This window comes from Candidatus Jidaibacter acanthamoeba (assembly GCF_000815465.1).
GTDB lineage: Bacteria > Pseudomonadota > Alphaproteobacteria > Rickettsiales > Midichloriaceae > Jidaibacter > Jidaibacter acanthamoebae.
The window spans coordinates 81,247-99,383 of sequence record NZ_JSWE01000206.1 but is presented as its reverse complement, the minus strand read 5'-3'; the positions used below and the strand labels follow the sequence as shown (position 1 = coordinate 99,383).

Below are 18,137 nucleotides of genomic sequence, written 5' to 3'. Positions count from 1 at the left end.
CTCCTCTCTCCACAAGTAAAGGAATTAAATTTATTTTACTCCCTATTAAACATAAATGTATAACCGTATTACCTTTTATATCGGCTGTTTTAACATCAGGATTATGTTCTAATATTAATTGAGCAATTTCATCGTAACCATTATATAAGGCATTTTGTAAAGGGGTCTGCCTATCACAATCTTTAGTATTAATATTTATAGAAGGCTGAGCTAATAAAAGCTTAACCATTTTAACGTCTCTATACATTATAGCTAGATGTAAAGCTGTATCTCCTAACATTTCCGTTGCATTTACATCAGCACCTTGTGATAATAATTCTCTAGCTTTATCTATCTTACCCTGCTCAACAGCAATTAGAAACTCAGTAGTATAATCTATATCTTTGCTTTGCATTTTATTACCTTTTCTATATAAAATGTACTTATTTAATCTTAAATAATATTATGTTTAACATAAAAAACTGTTCTTATTGATTTAAAAAAGAGTCTTTATTTTTTTATAACATTTATAACCACAAAAGGCGATTTTAAGCCTAGCATATATAAAACCTAAACACTCCTCCACTCGGTAATGCATTTATAGCAGTAATTCTTTTAAGACCCTCTGCCCATTGATTTCTGCTGTTCTCTATTATCAGCTGGATTTCTAAAGTCACTGAATCTTGGTTTTTTAGCTACGGAACCCACCAATTTTTCTCCTATATCTCTTTGAGAGTTTACAGAAGGCTTTTCAGGTGACGAGTCATCCGATCCTTTTTCAACTCCAGGGTTTCTAGAATCTTGTACAACTTGTCTAAAACTACGTTTTCTAGAGCTCTCTACAGCTTCTACTTTCTCTTCGATTTTATATCCACTTCTTTTTGCTTCAACCTCCCTTTCAGCAGCTTCAAATTCTTTTATTTTTTCAGGACATGAAGTCTGGTATAGTTTCTTCGCCGTATATCCTTCTATAGTAATATTAGGATTAGCACCCTGCTCAAGTAATAGCTTATAACCCTCTACATGCCCACCATTTGCTGCCAAGTGTAAAGCAGTAAATCCGTCTTTATTGCATGCATTAATATCAGCTCCTCTCTCCACAAGTAAAGGAATTAGATTTATTTTACTCCCTATTAAACATAAATGTATAACCGTATTACCTTTTATATCGGCTGTTTTAACATCAGGATTATGTTCTAATATTAATTGAGCAATTTCATCGTAACCATTATATAAGGCATTTTGTAAAGGGGTTTGCTCATCCCAATCTTTAAAATTGATATTTATTAAAGGCTGCTTTAATAATAACTTCGCCATTTCAATATCCCTATACTCTATAGCAATATGTAAAGCAGATTCTCCTGTTTTCTTTTTTGCATTTATATCAGCGCCTTGCGACAATAATTCTCTTGCTCTATCAATTTTGCCAAACCTGACAGCCATTAAAAAATTAGTAGTATAATCTATATCTTTGCTTTCTTTGCTTTGCATTTTATTACCTTTTCTATATAAATTGTACTTATTTAATTTTAAATAATATTATGTTTATTTTCTTATTCAATATAAGATTTATTAAATTTTTATATAATAAATTATGGGCTAGGGCTACGACTTGAATCTTTTCTCTCCGACTCTTCGGTTCTAGCTCTTTTACTCCAAGATCCTTCATCTTTTTTATCATCGCTTTCAAATTCTTGTCTACCTCTTTTTATACCGCTTCCTTCTTCTTCATCCATAGCTTTTTGCTTGCCTTTATTATTTTGTTTATCATCACTAATTGCTTCGTTTAAATTAAATAATTTTGGTACCCCATAAGTTCTCGGAGGAGGAGAATTTGATTTTCTATGTAGCTGAGCAGCTCCGGTAACCTCCCTAGTACCAGGGTTTCTCTCGAAGGCTTCTTGTAATGTTCTTACGCGGCTACTTTCCTTATTAATTTTATATAGAAATCTTTCTTCAATCTGCTTTCTTATCTCCTCGCCAATTAATTCGTTTTCTCTTAACATGAAGTCAGGTACTCCTGCTCTAAAAGGAAAGCCATGGGTTCCTCTTACTTCAACTAATATATACTCGTGTTTCTCAAAGATTATCTCATTAACAGCTTCTATTAAATTAGAACAATTATCACAGCATCGCTTTGACACCCCAATATAAAAAGGGTTTATTTTTTCATTAAGATTATGAGTAGTTAAAATATATTCTACAATTTTTAACTCAGCGTGCACTCCATCTTTCCCGCCGATAAAATGATAATTTTTTCTCTCCAGTATGTCTAATATTTCTTGAGGGAAAGCACCTTCTTCAGCTTTACGTAATTCTTCCACTAGAGGTAAGTAATTTTTAATAACTGAATCTGTGACTTTTTTAATATAGCGCCTTAAATCTAAGTAATAGCTTCTATTCTTACCTTGCATAACTCTCTGATATCTCTCTAATACAACATCTGCTTCCTCCTCAATTTGTATTGAATTTTGTGATAAAAATTCATCAATATTTTCAGCTTCATGAATGCCTTCGTAATAATCCTTAGCTCGCTGTGCTACTGTTGATAGATAATTAAGCATATCCTTTATAAACTCGGATTCTTCAGTATTATTTGTTGATATCAATAAATTACCTTGATAAAAACAAGCGGCACCACAAATATCAGTTCCCCTCATCAGCCCTGCTAAGGAATCAAGCCTTCTTTTATTTATTGGGTCATCTTCTAAAGGAGCACTTGAGCTTGAACTTATAATTCCTCTCCCTCCTCTATTTCTTGCATAGCTCCTGTCTCCTTCACGGGTTCTATCTCCTTCACGGGTTCTATCTCCTTCACGGGTTCTATCTCCTTCACGGGCTCTATCTCTTTCACGGGTTCTATCTCCTTCACGGGCTCTCTCTCCTTCACGGGTTCTATCTACTTCACGAGCTCTTTCTACTTCACGAGCTCTTTCTACTTCACGAGCTCTGTCTCCTTCACGAGTCCTATCTCCCTCACGAGCTCTTTCTACTTCACGAGTCCTGTCTCCTTCACGGGTTCTATCTCCTTCACGAGCTCTTTCCCTTTCACGGACTCTATCTCCTTCACGAGCTCTATCTCCTTCACGAGCTCTATTCTTCGCATGATCTCCGTCTCTATTTCTATCTCCATGCATTTTAAACTCCTACACATTTAATACTTTTAACCCTTACCAGAATCTTGAAAGCAAATTTAATTATTTGCATATGAGAAACACTATAAATATACACCCATGCAGATAACCATAGCGATATTACAAGACTAAACGAATAAAAGATCAAATAATTACTAAATAACCCAAAACTTAATAATAAATATTATCTTATATCTAATTTATTATTAAAGTATTTCATAACCTATCTATCAGCAAGATATATAATGAGAAAAAAGCAAGATAAGGATAAAGCAAAATATTCAAAAAGGTATAGAAGCTCGATAAATGCCTTTGTAAATATCATCTCAGGTTTAATCGCTTATTGCTTTAAAAACCGCAACTCTCCTAAAACTCAATGACTTAACCATACCCTTATGCCGAACTGAGGTTAGAATAACAACATAGGTAAATTTCAATATAAAAAATATTTAACATTTATACATTAACTTTACTGAGAAATACCTTGCTTATTGAGTAACTTTTGCATATATTAGATTATAAAACTTAGTAAATAATACTTATGAAAATTTTGTCATCATTAAAATCTGCTAAAACAAGAGATAAAAATTGTAAGATAGTTAAAAGAAAGGGTAGAGTTCTTGTTATTAATAAAGCAAATCCAAAATTTAAAGCTAAGCAGGCTTAACTTTTAATTACTTATTGAAGATTTCTAAAAAGCTTTTTATTATGAGAAGCTTTTTTTGTTTACTACCTATTAACTTAAAATTAAAATATAATAGTTGATTATAACTTTTATCCATAAAATATTACCTATAAGTAATTAATAAACTGCTCACTTTATATATACATGATAAATCAAGGCTCTTAAACAACATATAAGTAAATCAAGTTAAATTTTTTAAATATTTTTTAAATAAAATTTCAGCTGCTCCGGCGGTTTTTTTCAAAAATTAATCTTATTTTTTATAAAGTAAGCAGGTTAAAAAGCTTGTATTGCGAGATTTATAACTCACTATACTATAAGTCGAGGTTAGTTTTTTTAAAATCCCCTGCCCTCTTCGCTTTTATAAGCTGTTCTACCAGCCCAAGTAACGGGTTTTCCGGTAGTGTTACTTCTGGGTAAAAACTTTTCCTTAGGTAAAAACTTCCTACTTTTTTTAATATTCTCTTCCAGAAGTTCTGTAGAGGGTTCAACCTCGTGAGGAAAACTTTCTTCAATAAAATTTCTAATTTCCGAATTAGCACTATCATATATACTCAAACCATGTTCAGGTTTTTTGTAGAGGTCTGCACCTTGTTTAATAAAGTTCAATATTAAATTATGCTGCTGTTCTTTATTAATAAAATATGTACCTGATACCATATAGTGCAGTGCTGTTTTGTTACTATTATCAACTTTATTTATGTCAACTCTATTATTAAGAAGTAAATCTACCACATCTAAAGCTCCGTTTTCCGCAGCATGTATTAATGCTGTCTTTCCTTTTAAATCTTGATTATTAATTTCAATTTTAGGGTGAGTCAGTAAATGCTTAACCATTTCCTTATCATTTGAGCTTGCAGCCAGCATTAATGCTGTCCATCCGTCATTATCCTTCTTATTAACATCGGCTCCGTTTTCGATTAAAATTTTGACTCCCTTGCTATATCCTATATTCACCGCATACATTAAGGCAGTCCATTTATATCGGTCGGAATTGCGATCATTTCTCTTATCAATCTCTGCCCCATTTTCTAAAAGCATCCTTAAAATTTCTTCCGACCTTTTGGAAGCAGCAATCATTAAAGGAGTTTTCCCATCTGCATTTACAACATTTAAATCAGCTTCTTTACTTATAAGAAACTCTAATAGCTTTAAATCACCTTTTTCAATTGCCACCGAAACTAAGCTATTCCCTTTTCTATCTATGAACTCCCTGAGCTCCAGCTCTCTTCCCAATGCAATTTTTATTTTTTCTAAATTATTTGTTTCTACAAAATTTGTAAAAGTAAAATCTTTAGAATATCTCATATAAAAATGTATTTATTTAATATTATTAAACCACAAGTATAGGATAATAAATTGGAAATACAATGAGCTTATAATTAAGTTTTAATAGAATATCAGACTAATTCATTAACAAATAATTACATCTTATAATACTTAGATATTCTTCTATCAATCAGTGGAAGACCAATGCTAATTACTAACCCTATGATAAAGGTTATAATCGAATTATAAACAATTTTGGTTTCATCAAAATGAAACCCGAAGTATATCCCCCCGAATAATGCAAGCAATATACCTGACATTACCAGCTTATGCTTAATTTCATAATTTTCAAAAATTCTTTCTAAGAGCATCCACCCTATAGAGATGCCGAGCATACCGCCTAGGCCGTTCCACAGCCAAAAGTATCCTTGCTTGTTCGGGAGTAGTAATAACGATAGAAACAGCACTATAACTATAGATAGCAAAAAACCCAGATGATAAAACCCGATTTGATAATAATCCCATATTTTAAGCAAATAAAAGAAGAATATTATCTCTAATCCTGCAAAACCGATTGCCGCTAAAATTTCATACCACTCATGGTAACCGAAATGAACGATCCCGGATACCACTCCAAGCAAAACAACAGGAATACATATTATCATCCAACGCTTCTCGAGCATTAAGCTTAAAAAAAACCAAAAGACGCAACTTGATTGCGTGTGCCCGCTCGGAAAAGCCCACCCTTCTTTATTAAGCTCAGGGTTAAGCGGCACTTGCCAGATGGATTTAAGATAAGCATTAAGCGCCATGGTAAAAATAGTGATAAAAAGCGCGCTTCCAAAAGCATTCCTGTTAATTAACACAAACCCTGAGATTGAGACCAACGCTATGACGTTAAAGTGCGATAAATCAGCCAATATCCTGAAAAAAACATCAGATACATTCATAATAAAGTGTTATTGAGGGACAAATAATATAAACTTATAAATTATACTCCCCGCTAGTCAAGCAAAAGTTCATGCAATAACATTAAGCTTTTTAAAGTTATGATACCAATTATAATTTATATGCTATGACCTGAGGTTTGGTTGCCTTTTTTAACCTGAACTGCATGGGTTCCAGGTTCTTTAAGTTCCGGTCTTGTTTTCGGCGCCAGGTGCAACTTTTCAACTATGCTTGTGCTATGAGTAGTTTCCAAGCCTCCTTTAGAAGTTTCTGAAAGTATCGTATCATCATGTATCCATCCTTTTTCTTCTTTATACTTTTCTTTCAATGTCTGAACGTTATTATTATGCTCCGCATTTTTACTCGGCTCCATATTCGCTTTAATTTCGGTTGCTTGGCTTTGCTCAGGTATTTTTGCATCCTTTACTTTAAATGGATCACTATTATGGTTAAAATTTTCTGGTTTACCTATAATTATATTTTCATTATCCTTATACTGATTATATTTCACAATTCCGTAAGCACCCGCACCTATTGCGGCACCCGCCAAACCGGCTCCCACGGCAAACAAGCCCCCTGTCGCCACAGTTGCAGCTAATGCCCCGACCCCAACGATTGTAGCAGCCACTCCGATTGCAGAGGCTTTTATCGGGTTTTCAGAAATATAGGATTTAATTCTGCTAAAAAGGGTAGGATTAGTTTGAGGGGGCTCAAAAAACTTTTCTACATCTTCTTTACTAGGAGTAAATTTAGCAACAACAGCGCTATCTTTAGAAGAATCAGCTTTTCCTTGCTGCTCTATGGAATGAACTAGAGCTTCTCCTTCCTGTTCAATAATTACCTTTTTACTAATTTTTAACCCTTCAGGTAGAGGCTCTAGAGCTTTAAAACTGGTATTTTGAATAAGTCTTGATAGCTCTTCGCCTGTTATACCTGCATCAGCATTACTTGTCTCTAACAGATCTTCTATTTCTTTGAGGTTATTAAACTGAAATTCAACATTAAAGCTTTGCTTTTCATCAAAAGTGTAAAATTTAACGTTAAATTTATCACTATTCATATTTTTATTGTTTTTTATTAAACGTAATGCCTCTAATACGGCGGATTTAATACTTTCTTCTTGTATTAAGTTTTCAGGCAGTAATGTTTCTATTTGATTAAGGTCTTGTTGCTGTGTTGATTTGTTGGTTAGATTAGCACTCTCATTAACATTAATCTTTTCTGCATTAATACCATTAAGTTTCACGCCTTCCCTATTTATTTCACCTGACTCAACGCCCATGGCTACAGCTTCCGCTCCGGACACATCCACCTTATTAATTCCAGCATTTATAGGAATATTATCACTTATCTTAACATCTGCTTCTTCCGCTTGCTGTTGCTTTACTTCAGAAAATAATCTTAATATATCTTGTTCAATTTGAATGCCTTCCGGAAGTTTTTCTAGAGGTTTAAATTTTATATTTTCTAAAAAACTATTATTATTTAATTGCCCTAAGCTCGATTTGATTTCTTTCAACACTTCTGAGATACTTTTATCATTTATAGATTCAAGCTCTACCAAAAAGCCTTTTTTCTGAACAGGGTCGTAAAAGTTAATATTAACTTTGTTGTTTGCTTCATTATCTCCCACATCAATTGAGGCAGCTTTAAAAGCTGCACGTATGTTGCTCATTTGTATGCTGCCTGTGATCGGTGCAAATATTACATTATTTGTATTATCAATTCTTTGGTTTACTTTTTCCGTATTTGTTGCTTCTCTTGAAGATACTATACCTTCCTGCCCAGCATTTATAAACTCATCTTGAATCGGAGTATATTTAAAATATTCTGCTATATCATTCTCAAACTTAATACCCTTAATATCTTTTATAGGTTGGTTAGTAGTAAAAGAAAAAAGCTGCTGTATATCTTTAAGGCTCATCTTATCTATATCGCCCGGTTGATAACTCATAAAGCTGGTGTTAATACCTTCACCATTATTACCTTTACCAATTTTCGCTTCAAATGATTTACCGTTTGCATTGAATTTTACATTAATTTGCTCAATTGATTCTGCGACATCCAGATCATCCACCCCTTCCATTGCCGCTTGAGCAAACTTAAGCGCATTTTTAATACTTTCTAAATTTAAAATCCCATTTTCCAAACCTATAGTCACATTAATATCTTGTACGCCTTGGTTTTTGTTATTAGTATTAGCTTTTGAGCTTAGCTCATTCTTTAACTCTTCAATCCCGCCCTTCATCCTTATCCCCTTATAATAAGTATTTCTTTATTAAATATAATTATAAATACTATTTATTAACAAAGGGTTAACGTAAGCGACAATAATAGAGAATTATGTGATTTAAGCTATTCCATAGCTTTTAACTAAGCTGCCGCAAAGCACATACCACCCGTCGATCAATACAAAGAAAATAAGCTTAAACGGCATGGATATCAGCACGGGAGGAAGCATCATCATCCCCATTGCCATAAGCACTGAGGAGACGACTAAATCAATAATTAAAAACGGCAGAAAGATAAGAAATCCTATTTCAAAGGCACGCTTCAGCTCACTAAGCATAAAAGCCGGAATTAAAATATGATATGGAAGATCTTCCTTCTTCTCTACCTTAATTTTTGAAATATCGAGAAAAAGTGATAAATCCTTATCTCTGGTATTTTCGGCCATAAATTCATGAAAAGGTTTTGCAATAATCAGTAGTGCAACATCCTCAGTAATTTCTTCATTAATTAAAGGCTTAATCCCGTATTCATAGGATTTCTCGAAAGTAGGCGCCATAATGAAGAAAGTTAAAAAAATAGCTAAGCTGGTTAGCACCATGTTGGGCGGAGTTTGCTGCAAACCTATTGCAGTTCTAAGTAATGAAAAAACTACCACCACCCTTACGAAAGAAGTCACCATCATGAATATTGAAGGCGCAAGGCTTAGAATAGTTATAAGCCCGATTATCTGTACTACTTTTGAAGAGAGCGCACCACCTGTTGGGTTATCACCGCTTAAATCTATATTTACCGATTGTGCCAAAGCTTGAGGGGCAATAAAAAGTAAAATCGTAAAGAGAATGCTTAGTTTATTCATAGTTTACTATCTATAATTTCAATTAATTGATCCGTATTACTTAAGAGCAGGATATAGGTTTTATTTTCTCTTTTTACGGATAAGAGCTTACGTTTTTGGTCAATATATAAAATCTCTTCTATGCTAAATTTAGAATTTTTAGCGGCAATAATCCTTTGCAGCATATATTTTTTAAATAAAAAATATATTAATCCGATGATAGCCAGCACGAAGGTAAGTGCTAAAAATGATTTCAATAAGTTTACCGGTTCCATTCTTAGTATATCCCTCCGAAATCTTCGTTAAGATCATGGGCTTTAGGTGTAGCGGAACTCCCTTCACCGCCTTCAATAACGTCTAGTATTTCATCAATTGACTTTGCCTTTCCTTCAAGCTGAGTCTTTCTGATAGCCTCCTTTATAATATCACGAGGATTAGTTTCCTCAGTCGCCAAAGCTCCGGTTGCGGCATCTATCTCTACCAGCTCAATCCCTTCGGGGACGGTAAATTTCCTATCCTCGGTATTTTTTAAACCTTCTTTTATAAAATCAATAAAGATCGGTAAAGCAAGTGAAGAACCACTCTCCTTTTGCCCTAAAGTTCGGGGGGCATCAAAACCGACATAGACCCCAACCACTATATCTGGATTAAACCCGACAAACCAAGTATCAAAGCTGTTATTAGTCGTACCGGTTTTCCCTGCCAAAGTTCGCTTCAGCTGTTTAGCAGCAACTGCTGTGCCCCGCTGCACTACTCCTTCAAGAATTGATATCATTTGATAATTAATATTTTCATCAATGAGCTGATCATATTCGTAAAATAACTCAGGCGGGGATGAGGTATTAAGTTCATCGACATTTGCAGCTTTTCTTTTATCTGAGGAATATATCAATTTACCTTTTCGGTCATAAACCCGATCAATAAAGTTTGGCTCAACTCTTTTACCTCCGCTCGCAATAATATTAAAAGCATTAGCAAGACTTAATACTTTAGTCTCAAAGGACCCTAAAGCCATAGAATAATTTCTCGGAGGATCTTTATATATACCAAGCCGCTCGGACATCTCGATTACAGGATTCAAGCCGATTTTAGTAATTAGCCATACAGTAGAAAGGTTCCTCGATTTTTCTAAAGACTTTCTAAGCGTAATTGCTCCCAAATAGTCGCCTCGCATATTTTTAGGTCTCCAAGGCGGCATACCCGCACCTTGGCTTAATTCTATGGGAAGATCATATACTATAGATCTCGGATCATAACCGTTTTCCAATGCAACCATATATAAAAATGCTTTAAAAGTTGAGCCGGGTTGTCGATCGGCTTGAGTTACCCTATTAAAATTACTTTTTTTATAGCTGTAACCGCCGACCTCAGCTAAAACTTTTCCTGAGTTAGGTTCTAAAACTACAATAGCTCCGTTAACCTCAGGGATTTGTTCCAATGCATAATTATTTTCAGCCTCTAAAATTCGGCTTACCAATATTACATTTCCTTTTTTCAATACCTCATGAGCTGATTTAATCGGCGCCCCGACCATTTGTTCTTTCAAGCTCATCCGAGCCCATGATAGATGCTCAAAATTAATTACTCCTTTTTCCCCTCCCTCTAAAGCAATATCTACACTTGAGTTATCAACTCGTAAAACTGCTGCAAGCTTGAAAGCCCCGATATCAAGGGGCTTAGGAAAATTTTTCAGGTCTTCCTGCCAACTAGGGTTTTCAATATTAATGCTACCCAAAGCTCCTCTATACCCATGCTTCTTATCATACCTCAGCAAACCTTCTTTCAAGGTCTTTTCGGCAATAGACTGCATTTCCTCATTAACATTGGTAAACACCTGTAAACCATCTTTATAAACCGCATCTTCTCCAAACTTGGTAATCAATTCCTGCCTAACGGTTTCTGAATAATAATCGGCACGAAAGAAATCGGTTTCTCTCCGTTTTTTAAGGCTAATTAAGCTCTTAGTTGCTCTACTTAACTCCTCATCAGTTATATAGCCCTCTTCATACATTCTGCTTAGCACCCAATTTCGGCGCTCTCTTGCGCGCCTTGGGCTTTTTATGGGGTTTACATATGAAGGAGCTTTAGGTAATGCTGCTAAAAGCGCAGCTTCTTCAGCATTCAGCTCATCCAGTTCTTTATTGAAATAATTTAATGCAGCGGAAGCAATACCGTATGAATTATTCCCTAAATAAATTTGGTTTAAATAAAGTTCCATTATTTTTTCTTTGGAATATACTTTAGAAATCCTATACGCAAGAATAGCTTCTTTTATTTTTCTTGATAAAGTTCTCTCATTGGTAAGCAAAAAATTCTTTACTACCTGTTGAGTAATTGTAGAACCCCCCACCGGGTTTTTGTGCTTTCCGACATTTACTATATTAACTATTGCAGCCCTTGCAATTCCGACAGGATCTAAGCCTTCGTGCTTAAAGAAATTTCTGTCTTCCGCAGCAATAAATGCATTAACAATTAATTCCGGAATTTCATTATACTTAGTATATATCCTATTTTCGGTTGCCGCTTCATCAAGGATATATCCTTTTTGGGTATATAATCTTGTAATAGCAGGAGGGTCATATTCTTCCAGCTGCCTATAATCCGGCAAGTCTTTTCCGAAATACAGAATAATTTGTAATAAGACTATAAGCCCGATAATTGCACCACCAATTATCAGAGAACTCCATATATATAATGCCCTTCTTAGCTTCTTCAACATTTAAATTATCACTATCCTTACAGATTTACTAAAAAACATACTTATATTACGGTTGGTTATAACTTAATTCGTATGTAAAAGCTATTAATTTGAATGGGATATTTCTTTAACAACTTCTCTAAATCATCCTTCTCTTACTTTATATCGGAAAACTAAAGACAGCCTCAGCTCCAATTATCTCATAAATTATATATTAAGTAATGTGCCAGCATTTTGTCGACAGATTATCATATATTTATTATTTTATTTACAAATATTTACTAATAAACTTAATAAAACATTAATATTAGATTAACTTTTGACAAAAATATATCATATGATATGATTTTCTAAAATTTTATCCATAAGGAATGAATAGTAATGAGTAAAAAATATATATTAATAGCGTGCGTAGTTGCTTCTATATTAAGCGGCTGTCGTGGTAGAGCAGCGCACCCGGTGCAAGTAATTCAAGATCGTGACTACAATATGACATGCAATCAGCTTTATTTTGAAATGAAAGCAATTGAAAATCATACTAGTAAACTACATAAAGAAAGAGCAGGCTCTAACGCAGGCAATGTTGCTGCAATAGCAGGAAGTATAATTTTCTTACCTGCCATTGCTTTTGTAGACCTTTCTAAGGCCGAAAGAGTTGAGCTTGACGCTTATAAATCCAGATATGAACATTTAAATGAGCTCATGCATAATAAGCACTGCGAGGTGATTGGTATAAATGAACCAGCATCTAAGCTTAACAAATAAATTCTGTAATTGTTAAATAGTTTAAAAGTAGAGTAATTTTATAAGATTGAAACTAACATATAAACTCTCTACTTTTTTTATGTTTAAACTACTTGCAATAGGCAGGCTCCTTAATAAAACTTCAAATAATCTGATAACAAGCTTGCACTATTTACTTTTATAATCATTCCGTAAATATCAGCGCTGCTTTTTGTATATTTCTTTCTATACCTTGCTTTAAATTCTTATATTCTTCAGAATTTAACTGCTCACCGGTAATAAAGGTTTTTAGTATTTTAACCGTATCAAAGATCTCAATATCTTTGCCTTTATTTTTACATTCTCTTTTAAAATATAACCAAGGGCTCTTTATTTCATAATTTAAGCTTTGTATATTTTTTACTTTCATATCTTTTAACACAGTAGAACGTTTTAAAGTTATCGGCGGCCCGACCATTATATCTCCGATCTGATCATGAGCTACATTGGTAAAGCTCCTAAGCCATTCCGAAGAGAGTGTCAAAGCCTGACCTAGATTAGTTTTAAAAGTACTGTTTTTATGTTCATAGCTATATTTAACAGTTATATCCCTTACCTCTCTTTTGGTTAGATCGGGAACTTCTATGCTTTTCTTTTCTTCATCGGTTAAATGGTTTTTACTAATCGCTCTAAATAAAAAGTCCTCTATTGCTTTTTTCGAAAAGTATAAACCCATCCCGCTAAACTGCAAACGCTCTTCACCTTTAATGGTCAAACTTCCAGTATCAAATATAGCACCATCGCTTTTAAGCTCCATTATATTATTTTTAATCATCTGCGAATGGTTAGGATCAATTTCAGGTATAGTTTCATAACTTGGTTCTTTCGTATCCAGAACCAGAACTTTCTTACCTGCAATATCAGGGAATATTCCGTCAGCCATACTTTGAAAGTTGGTTGGGTCAATCCAGTATACTTCCCTGCTCTTCCCGATCACTTTAAGCATTGCATGGTTAAAACTATAAATATTAGGTAACGGCTCATCATATGATTGCCGCATAATCCCTCTCATAACTAATGTTACCCTTGCTTTAAAACCCAGTTTATTCAGAATTGCGGCAGTGCTTGCCGAGAAATCCTTACAATCTCCTAACTGGCTTGTTGCTACTTTATCTAAGTCTCTAGGTATCATACGCCCATTTACCGTACGCCAATCTCCCATATATCTCACCTTATCATTCAGTAAGGAAATCACTCTTTCAATCTGCTCTTTTTCAGTTAAATTACTTTTTTTTACTTCACTTACGATCTCTTCAAAAGCTTTAGGTAAAGGCCGGGTAATTACTCTGGAATAATCTTTTCCGAAGCGGGTTCCGACTTCCTCCCAGGTATCTAAACTCGAAATTGATACAGAAGTGATATACTTATTATTTATTATAGTGTTCTCAGTAGGTTCACCGATAGTTTCAGTATATAACGGTTTTATTAACTTTATTTTAATTACCGAGAGATTGTTTTCTTTAAGCTGAGTAATTTTTAAAGCTTTATTCGGGTCATTAGCATAATACTTCAAAGGAAGTTCAGACCTAATTTCTATATTAGATTCTTTTTCATACCCTTGCAAACCGAAGATAGCTCTACTGAAGTAAGTATTAGCTAAAGGCACTTTATTTTCACTGATTTTATATTTTATATAAATTTTTGCTCCGATTTCAGCTTTCGGATAAGCTATTAGAATTTGTCTTTGTTGATCAAATCCCTGATGTGAACTTGCCAGAGGCTTATCTTCGATCATATCCTGATCTACTTTATACTCTTTCCCCTGATAAATCGTTTTTGCTTCTAATATGGTAACCTTAGAGCTATCACCATTATATTTAATCACATAATTTGCGGCATAATCGCGTCCATGTTCTTTTAGTATAGTTTTCTCTTCTTCAATTATGCTTTCGTTCGTGCCGTCTTTATTAACAGTTTCAATTACATTATATTTATTAATCTCAATTGACGCATCGTCATAAGTCGCCCACCTTGCTTCCGCCGCATTACTTAAAAGAATAACCATGCATATTACTGGTGAAAAAAAGTTAAGAAATGAAATACATTTACTTTTCATATTGCTCCTCATATGAACTAAAGTGCTCTATAGCACATAACTTAAAAACCGGATTACCTAATAGTTATTATTTTTTCAAATAATGCAACTTAAAAATATTATATTCTCAATTGATTCATCCAAGCTTGAGAAATTAATTATTTTCAGAATAGTAATTAATTAAATGCCAGAAACGGAAAAAACAAATGAGTGACCACTATCTCCAGGCTTTTGACACTTATAAATATATTAAGGAATTAAAAGGCGGTGGATTTTATGAATCTCAGGCTGAAGTTATTGTAAAATCCTTACTCGAAAGTAGAGAATATAACATTTCCAAGTTAGCTACTTGGGAACAAATCTCTCTTATGGAACTTACAGTTAATAATAAAATTGACAGGTTAGAGAGAGCATTAAAGAACTCCGAAGGAAAACTTGATTCAAAAATTTTACAAGTAGAGCAAAACTTAAAAGCGGAAATTACCGGCTCCCAACTTAATATGCTAAAATGGATGATACCTTTTTCATCACCATCATCGGCTTGATAACAGCTATTTTTATGAAATTGCCGTAAAAATAGCGTTAGCTGCCTGAAAGCTTATCTATAATCGGCTTGAATTCCTCGACTAAATCTTGATAAAGTTTCTTTTTAAACGAAACAATCAGCTCGGGGAGCTCTTCAACATCTACCCATTTCCAGTTTATGAATTCAGGTATTTCGGTATTAATATTTATTTCGCTGTCATTACCCAAAAATTTAGCTAAATACCATTTTTGCTTTTGACCGATATATTTTCCGCCCCACCAGAGGGGGATAAATTGCTCAGGAATATTATATTGATACCAATCGCTTGAACCGGCTATAATCTCTATATTATCAGTCCCTATTTCCTCAAGCACCTCTCTCATCAAAGCCTGATCGGGATTTTCTCCTTCATCAATACCGCCTTGAGGCATTTGCCAAGCTTCACTGCTTTCCTTTACTCTTTGGCCGACAAAAACTTTATTTTCATTGTTAATCAGCATTATGCCAACCCCATAACGGAATGTACTATTTTTTTCCATAGAAAATCCTTAAGTAAAACTAATAAATTAGTTGCTGAAATTAAAACGGAATATCATCATCCAAAATTTCGCCTGCATCATGTGAAGAGCCCTGTTTGTGCGCTATACCGGCAGGTGATTTGGAATGAGATTCAAAATCATTATGATCATAATCGGAGCCTGAACCCCCGCTTTGGCTACGGCTATCAAGCAATACAACTACGCTATTAAAATTTTGCAGGACAATTTCGGTAGCAAATTTCTCCTGACCACTTTGGTCAGTCCATTTTCTAGTCTGCAACGCACCTTCTAGATAAACCTTAGAACCCTTATGCACATAATTTTTTATGATATTAACCAGGGGTGGAGCAAAGATAACCACTCTATGCCATTCGGTTTTCTCCTTTCTTTCTCCTGAGGATTTATCACGCCAGCTTTCAGAAGTGGCTAAGCTAAAGCTTACTATTTCCCTGCCGTCTTGCGTAGTTCTTACTTCGGGATCTTTCCCGACGTTTCCGATTAAAATAACTTTATTTAGACTTCCGGCCATAACTTTCATTGTATTTTTATTAATATATTTATTAGACCCAAGCCGAAAATAAAGTCAAACTATTTATTTGTTTGGGTGAAAATATTACTTGTTTGCCTTGATTTTTTACTTTATAATTTTTTAGTAAATAAATTTGTATCGACTAGTAATATGGCAATTAAGAAATCTGACGCGAAATCTTCAACCACTCCGAACAAGGGTGAAAACAAACCGACTTTACATCCTAATTATAGAATTATTAAAGTAGAAATGACTGATGGTGAAGTGTATGAAACCCGTTCTACTTACCATAACAATGTACTTAAGCTTGATGTTGATAAAAAAACTCACCCGGCTTGGACAAGAGAAGCTAACTACATAAATGCTAAGGCAAGTGAAGTAGCTAAATTTAACGATAAATTTAAAGGCCTAAGTTTTTTAAAATAAACTAAAAACCGGTTCATAATAATTTCCATTAAAAAGAGCAGCTTTAATTGTTTAAGGCTGCTCTTTTACTTTTATAGTGCTCAGCTTAGGTTAATGCATTGTTTACTTTCTTCCCGACTATCTTTTACTATATCAGTAAAGCTTCTTAGCTTACTTGGTGAATCAAATATGGAACTTTTAATGCTTGCAGGTGCATAGTCCTGCAATAACCAACTTAAACAAAAGGCTTGTAAGGATATTAATATTAATCCCTCAACAGGGATATAAAAAGTTGCAATAGGTAATGCAGTATATGTTATAAACATAAGCGGAGAAGTAAGTGAAAATCCCAGACTATTTTCAAATAATTCCATTGCATCACTTATCCCGTTTAACTTTACAGTATTAAATAAAGCTTCCCAACCTTTTCTACTTGATATAATTATCTTAGCCCCTTGTTCTAAGGCTTCGCTAATGCCATCTCTATCTTCTTCCTTAATAACTTTAAATAATTTAACTCGAGTTAGAATTTCTATAATTGCTTTATTTCCTTTCTCTTGAGCAATATCAAGAGCTGTTTTACCTTGTTCATTTTTTATCTCAGTATTTGCCCCTCTTTCAATAAGTAATTCCAAACAATATTTATTTCCCTGCTCTGCCGCCAAGTATAAACAAGAATTACCACACCAATCCACCACATCAACTTCTGCACCTTTTTCCATTAATAATTCAAAAGTTTTATTGTGATTAAATTCTAAAGCATAGTGTAAGCTTGTTTTTTTATTACCAAGATCCGATACATAGTTCACTTCATTAGCGCCTAAGCCCCATAAGTATTCAAACTGCTCAGCATTCCGAGCAAGGTGCAACAGTTTTTTTTCATCTAAATACTTTCCTTTATTTGTAAGGAGTTTATTAATCATGATCATCTGCTCTCCATCTCTAATCTCTACAAAGTTGTATTGCCTACGGTAAAAATCTTTTAATAAATAATTTAACCCCTGTTTTAATTCAATATCCGTAAGTTCTTTTGATTCTCCTACATTCGGATCAAACAATTTATACTTACATTCCCCATCAGCACCCTTTAATACCTGCACAACAATAACATGGCAATCACCTGTTTTATTATATAAATCTAACCGCAAAAATTTATTTTTTTCAAAATAATACGGGATTAAATTTCTAAATGGGGTTTCTTTCCATAGTTTCGTTGCAACTTTAATTTTTCCAAGGTTAGGAGTGGGTTTGAAATAACCAAAATGTGTTTGATATAGCATAACCCGCTTAAAGAAATTGTCATTTGGGGAAACTATATTCCGATTTAACTTAGCTACAAAGTCCTTATCTTCCCTCCCCACATGCTTTATTTCATGAGCAGCATATAAAATAGAAAGCGCCGTACAATTTCCATCTTTATCAATAGGCACTCCAACTTTAGATGCAGGCTTTATAATATCCTGTTGATTAAATTTCTTCTCAATAAAAGAATCCAAGCTTTTCATTTATTCCAAACCTTTGTTAATATAACTATATTCTT

General features: G+C 33.9%; 18 protein-coding genes. 5 read left to right on the top strand and 13 right to left on the bottom strand.

Annotated features, from left to right (window positions below; all coding sequences use genetic code 11):
* The 3 genes from NF27_RS09845 to NF27_RS09835 form a co-directional block, all read right to left on the bottom strand.
* Positions 1–394, bottom strand: a 394-nt coding sequence (locus tag NF27_RS09845; protein ID WP_039458986.1) for an ankyrin repeat domain-containing protein, incomplete at its 3' end; no start/stop codon positions are given.
* Positions 395–594: 200 nt separating this feature from the next.
* Positions 595–1,470, bottom strand: coding sequence for an ankyrin repeat domain-containing protein (locus NF27_RS09840; RefSeq protein ID WP_039458984.1), 876 nt, complete (start codon positions 1,468–1,470; stop codon positions 595–597).
* 101 nt (positions 1,471–1,571) lie between these two features.
* Positions 1,572–3,116, bottom strand: coding sequence for a nucleic acid/nucleotide deaminase domain-containing protein (locus NF27_RS09835; RefSeq protein WP_039458981.1), 1,545 nt, complete (start codon positions 3,114–3,116; stop codon positions 1,572–1,574).
* A gap of 242 nt (positions 3,117–3,358) precedes the next feature.
* On the opposite strand from NF27_RS09835, the gene NF27_RS13200 reads away from it, so the two are divergent.
* A complete protein-coding gene (locus NF27_RS13200; RefSeq protein WP_275574624.1) occupies positions 3,359–3,493 on the top strand; it encodes a hypothetical protein in 135 nt (44 codons plus the stop codon).
* 161 nt (positions 3,494–3,654) lie between these two features.
* Positions 3,655–3,780, top strand: a complete 126-nt coding sequence (ykgO, locus tag NF27_RS09830; RefSeq protein WP_038539371.1) for a type B 50S ribosomal protein L36 — start codon at positions 3,655–3,657, stop codon at positions 3,778–3,780.
* 354 nt (positions 3,781–4,134) lie between these two features.
* Here ykgO and NF27_RS11480 read toward each other — a convergent pair whose 3' ends face one another.
* The 6 genes from NF27_RS11480 to NF27_RS09800 all read right to left on the bottom strand — a co-directional run bounded on the left by NF27_RS11480 (position 4,135) and on the right by NF27_RS09800 (position 11,801).
* Complete coding sequence (locus NF27_RS11480; RefSeq protein WP_053332772.1) at positions 4,135–5,106, bottom strand: ankyrin repeat domain-containing protein; 972 nt, start codon at positions 5,104–5,106, stop codon at positions 4,135–4,137.
* Between the two features lie 116 nt (positions 5,107–5,222).
* A complete protein-coding gene (locus NF27_RS11475; protein WP_152606904.1) occupies positions 5,223–6,017 on the bottom strand; it encodes a phosphatase PAP2 family protein in 795 nt (264 codons plus the stop codon).
* 116 nt (positions 6,018–6,133) lie between these two features.
* The gene (locus NF27_RS09815) at positions 6,134–8,263 is read right to left on the bottom strand and encodes a hypothetical protein (RefSeq protein WP_039458976.1); all 2,130 of its coding nucleotides are present in this window, start codon (positions 8,261–8,263) and stop codon (positions 6,134–6,136) included.
* A gap of 102 nt (positions 8,264–8,365) precedes the next feature.
* Positions 8,366–9,103 (bottom strand): flagellar type III secretion system pore protein FliP, encoded by a 738-nt coding sequence (gene fliP / locus NF27_RS09810; protein ID WP_039458974.1) that lies wholly within the window; start codon positions 9,101–9,103, stop codon positions 8,366–8,368.
* Positions 9,100–9,357, bottom strand: a complete 258-nt coding sequence (locus tag NF27_RS09805) for a hypothetical protein (protein WP_039458961.1) — start codon at positions 9,355–9,357, stop codon at positions 9,100–9,102. Before NF27_RS09805 ends, fliP begins: the two co-directional genes overlap by 4 nt.
* 2 nt (positions 9,358–9,359) lie before the next feature.
* Positions 9,360–11,801 (bottom strand): penicillin-binding protein 1A, encoded by a 2,442-nt coding sequence (locus NF27_RS09800; RefSeq protein ID WP_053332770.1) that lies wholly within the window; start codon positions 11,799–11,801, stop codon positions 9,360–9,362.
* Positions 11,802–12,161: 360 nt separating this feature from the next.
* Here NF27_RS09800 and NF27_RS09795 point away from each other — a divergent pair, with 360 nt between their 5' ends.
* A complete protein-coding gene (locus NF27_RS09795) occupies positions 12,162–12,545 on the top strand; it encodes a hypothetical protein (protein WP_039458958.1) in 384 nt (127 codons plus the stop codon).
* A 163-nt stretch (positions 12,546–12,708) separates the two neighbouring features.
* Here the strand turns inward: NF27_RS09795 and NF27_RS09790 are convergent, their stop codons facing one another.
* A complete protein-coding gene (locus NF27_RS09790) occupies positions 12,709–14,619 on the bottom strand; it encodes a DUF3857 domain-containing protein (protein ID WP_161791855.1) in 1,911 nt (636 codons plus the stop codon).
* 185 nt (positions 14,620–14,804) lie between these two features.
* Here NF27_RS09790 and NF27_RS09785 point away from each other — a divergent pair, with 185 nt between their 5' ends.
* Positions 14,805–15,143 (top strand): CCDC90 family protein, encoded by a 339-nt coding sequence (locus NF27_RS09785; RefSeq protein WP_039458957.1) that lies wholly within the window; start codon positions 14,805–14,807, stop codon positions 15,141–15,143.
* Positions 15,144–15,180: 37 nt separating this feature from the next.
* Here NF27_RS09785 and NF27_RS09780 read toward each other — a convergent pair whose 3' ends face one another.
* Both NF27_RS09780 and ssb read right to left on the bottom strand, forming a co-directional pair.
* On the bottom strand, positions 15,181–15,663 hold the full coding sequence (locus tag NF27_RS09780) for an RNA pyrophosphohydrolase (RefSeq protein ID WP_039458954.1): 483 nt from the start codon (positions 15,661–15,663) through the stop codon (positions 15,181–15,183).
* Positions 15,664–15,703: 40 nt separating this feature from the next.
* Positions 15,704–16,192 (bottom strand): single-stranded DNA-binding protein, encoded by a 489-nt coding sequence (gene ssb / locus NF27_RS09775; RefSeq protein ID WP_039459052.1) that lies wholly within the window; start codon positions 16,190–16,192, stop codon positions 15,704–15,706.
* 150 nt (positions 16,193–16,342) lie between these two features.
* On the opposite strand from ssb, the gene rpmE reads away from it, so the two are divergent.
* Positions 16,343–16,618, top strand: coding sequence for a 50S ribosomal protein L31 (gene rpmE, locus NF27_RS11940; RefSeq protein WP_075260611.1), 276 nt, complete (start codon positions 16,343–16,345; stop codon positions 16,616–16,618).
* An 80-nt stretch (positions 16,619–16,698) separates the two neighbouring features.
* On the opposite strand, the gene NF27_RS11465 is transcribed toward rpmE, so the two are convergent.
* Positions 16,699–18,102, bottom strand: a complete 1,404-nt coding sequence (locus tag NF27_RS11465; RefSeq protein ID WP_053332769.1) for an ankyrin repeat domain-containing protein — start codon at positions 18,100–18,102, stop codon at positions 16,699–16,701.
* Between the last annotated feature and the right edge of the window lie 35 nt (positions 18,103–18,137).

Coding starts and splice junctions, on each gene's coding strand:
- NF27_RS09840 (WP_039458984.1), bottom strand. CDS start 1,470: ATGCAAAGCAAAGAAAGCAAAGATATAGATTATACTACTAATTTTTTA.
- NF27_RS09835 (WP_039458981.1), bottom strand. CDS start 3,116: ATGCATGGAGATAGAAATAGAGACGGAGATCATGCGAAGAATAGAGCT.
- NF27_RS13200 (WP_275574624.1), top strand. CDS start 3,359: ATGAGAAAAAAGCAAGATAAGGATAAAGCAAAATATTCAAAAAGGTAT.
- ykgO (WP_038539371.1), top strand. CDS start 3,655: ATGAAAATTTTGTCATCATTAAAATCTGCTAAAACAAGAGATAAAAAT.
- NF27_RS11480 (WP_053332772.1), bottom strand. CDS start 5,106: ATGAGATATTCTAAAGATTTTACTTTTACAAATTTTGTAGAAACAAAT.
- NF27_RS11475 (WP_152606904.1), bottom strand. CDS start 6,017: ATGAATGTATCTGATGTTTTTTTCAGGATATTGGCTGATTTATCGCAC.
- NF27_RS09815 (WP_039458976.1), bottom strand. CDS start 8,263: ATGAAGGGCGGGATTGAAGAGTTAAAGAATGAGCTAAGCTCAAAAGCT.
- fliP (WP_039458974.1), bottom strand. CDS start 9,103: ATGAATAAACTAAGCATTCTCTTTACGATTTTACTTTTTATTGCCCCT.
- NF27_RS09805 (WP_039458961.1), bottom strand. CDS start 9,357: ATGGAACCGGTAAACTTATTGAAATCATTTTTAGCACTTACCTTCGTG.
- NF27_RS09800 (WP_053332770.1), bottom strand. CDS start 11,801: ATGTTGAAGAAGCTAAGAAGGGCATTATATATATGGAGTTCTCTGATA.
- NF27_RS09795 (WP_039458958.1), top strand. CDS start 12,162: ATGAGTAAAAAATATATATTAATAGCGTGCGTAGTTGCTTCTATATTA.
- NF27_RS09790 (WP_161791855.1), bottom strand. CDS start 14,619: ATGAAAAGTAAATGTATTTCATTTCTTAACTTTTTTTCACCAGTAATA.
- NF27_RS09785 (WP_039458957.1), top strand. CDS start 14,805: ATGAGTGACCACTATCTCCAGGCTTTTGACACTTATAAATATATTAAG.
- NF27_RS09780 (WP_039458954.1), bottom strand. CDS start 15,663: ATGGAAAAAAATAGTACATTCCGTTATGGGGTTGGCATAATGCTGATT.
- ssb (WP_039459052.1), bottom strand. CDS start 16,192: ATGGCCGGAAGTCTAAATAAAGTTATTTTAATCGGAAACGTCGGGAAA.
- rpmE (WP_075260611.1), top strand. CDS start 16,343: ATGGCAATTAAGAAATCTGACGCGAAATCTTCAACCACTCCGAACAAG.
- NF27_RS11465 (WP_053332769.1), bottom strand. CDS start 18,102: ATGAAAAGCTTGGATTCTTTTATTGAGAAGAAATTTAATCAACAGGAT.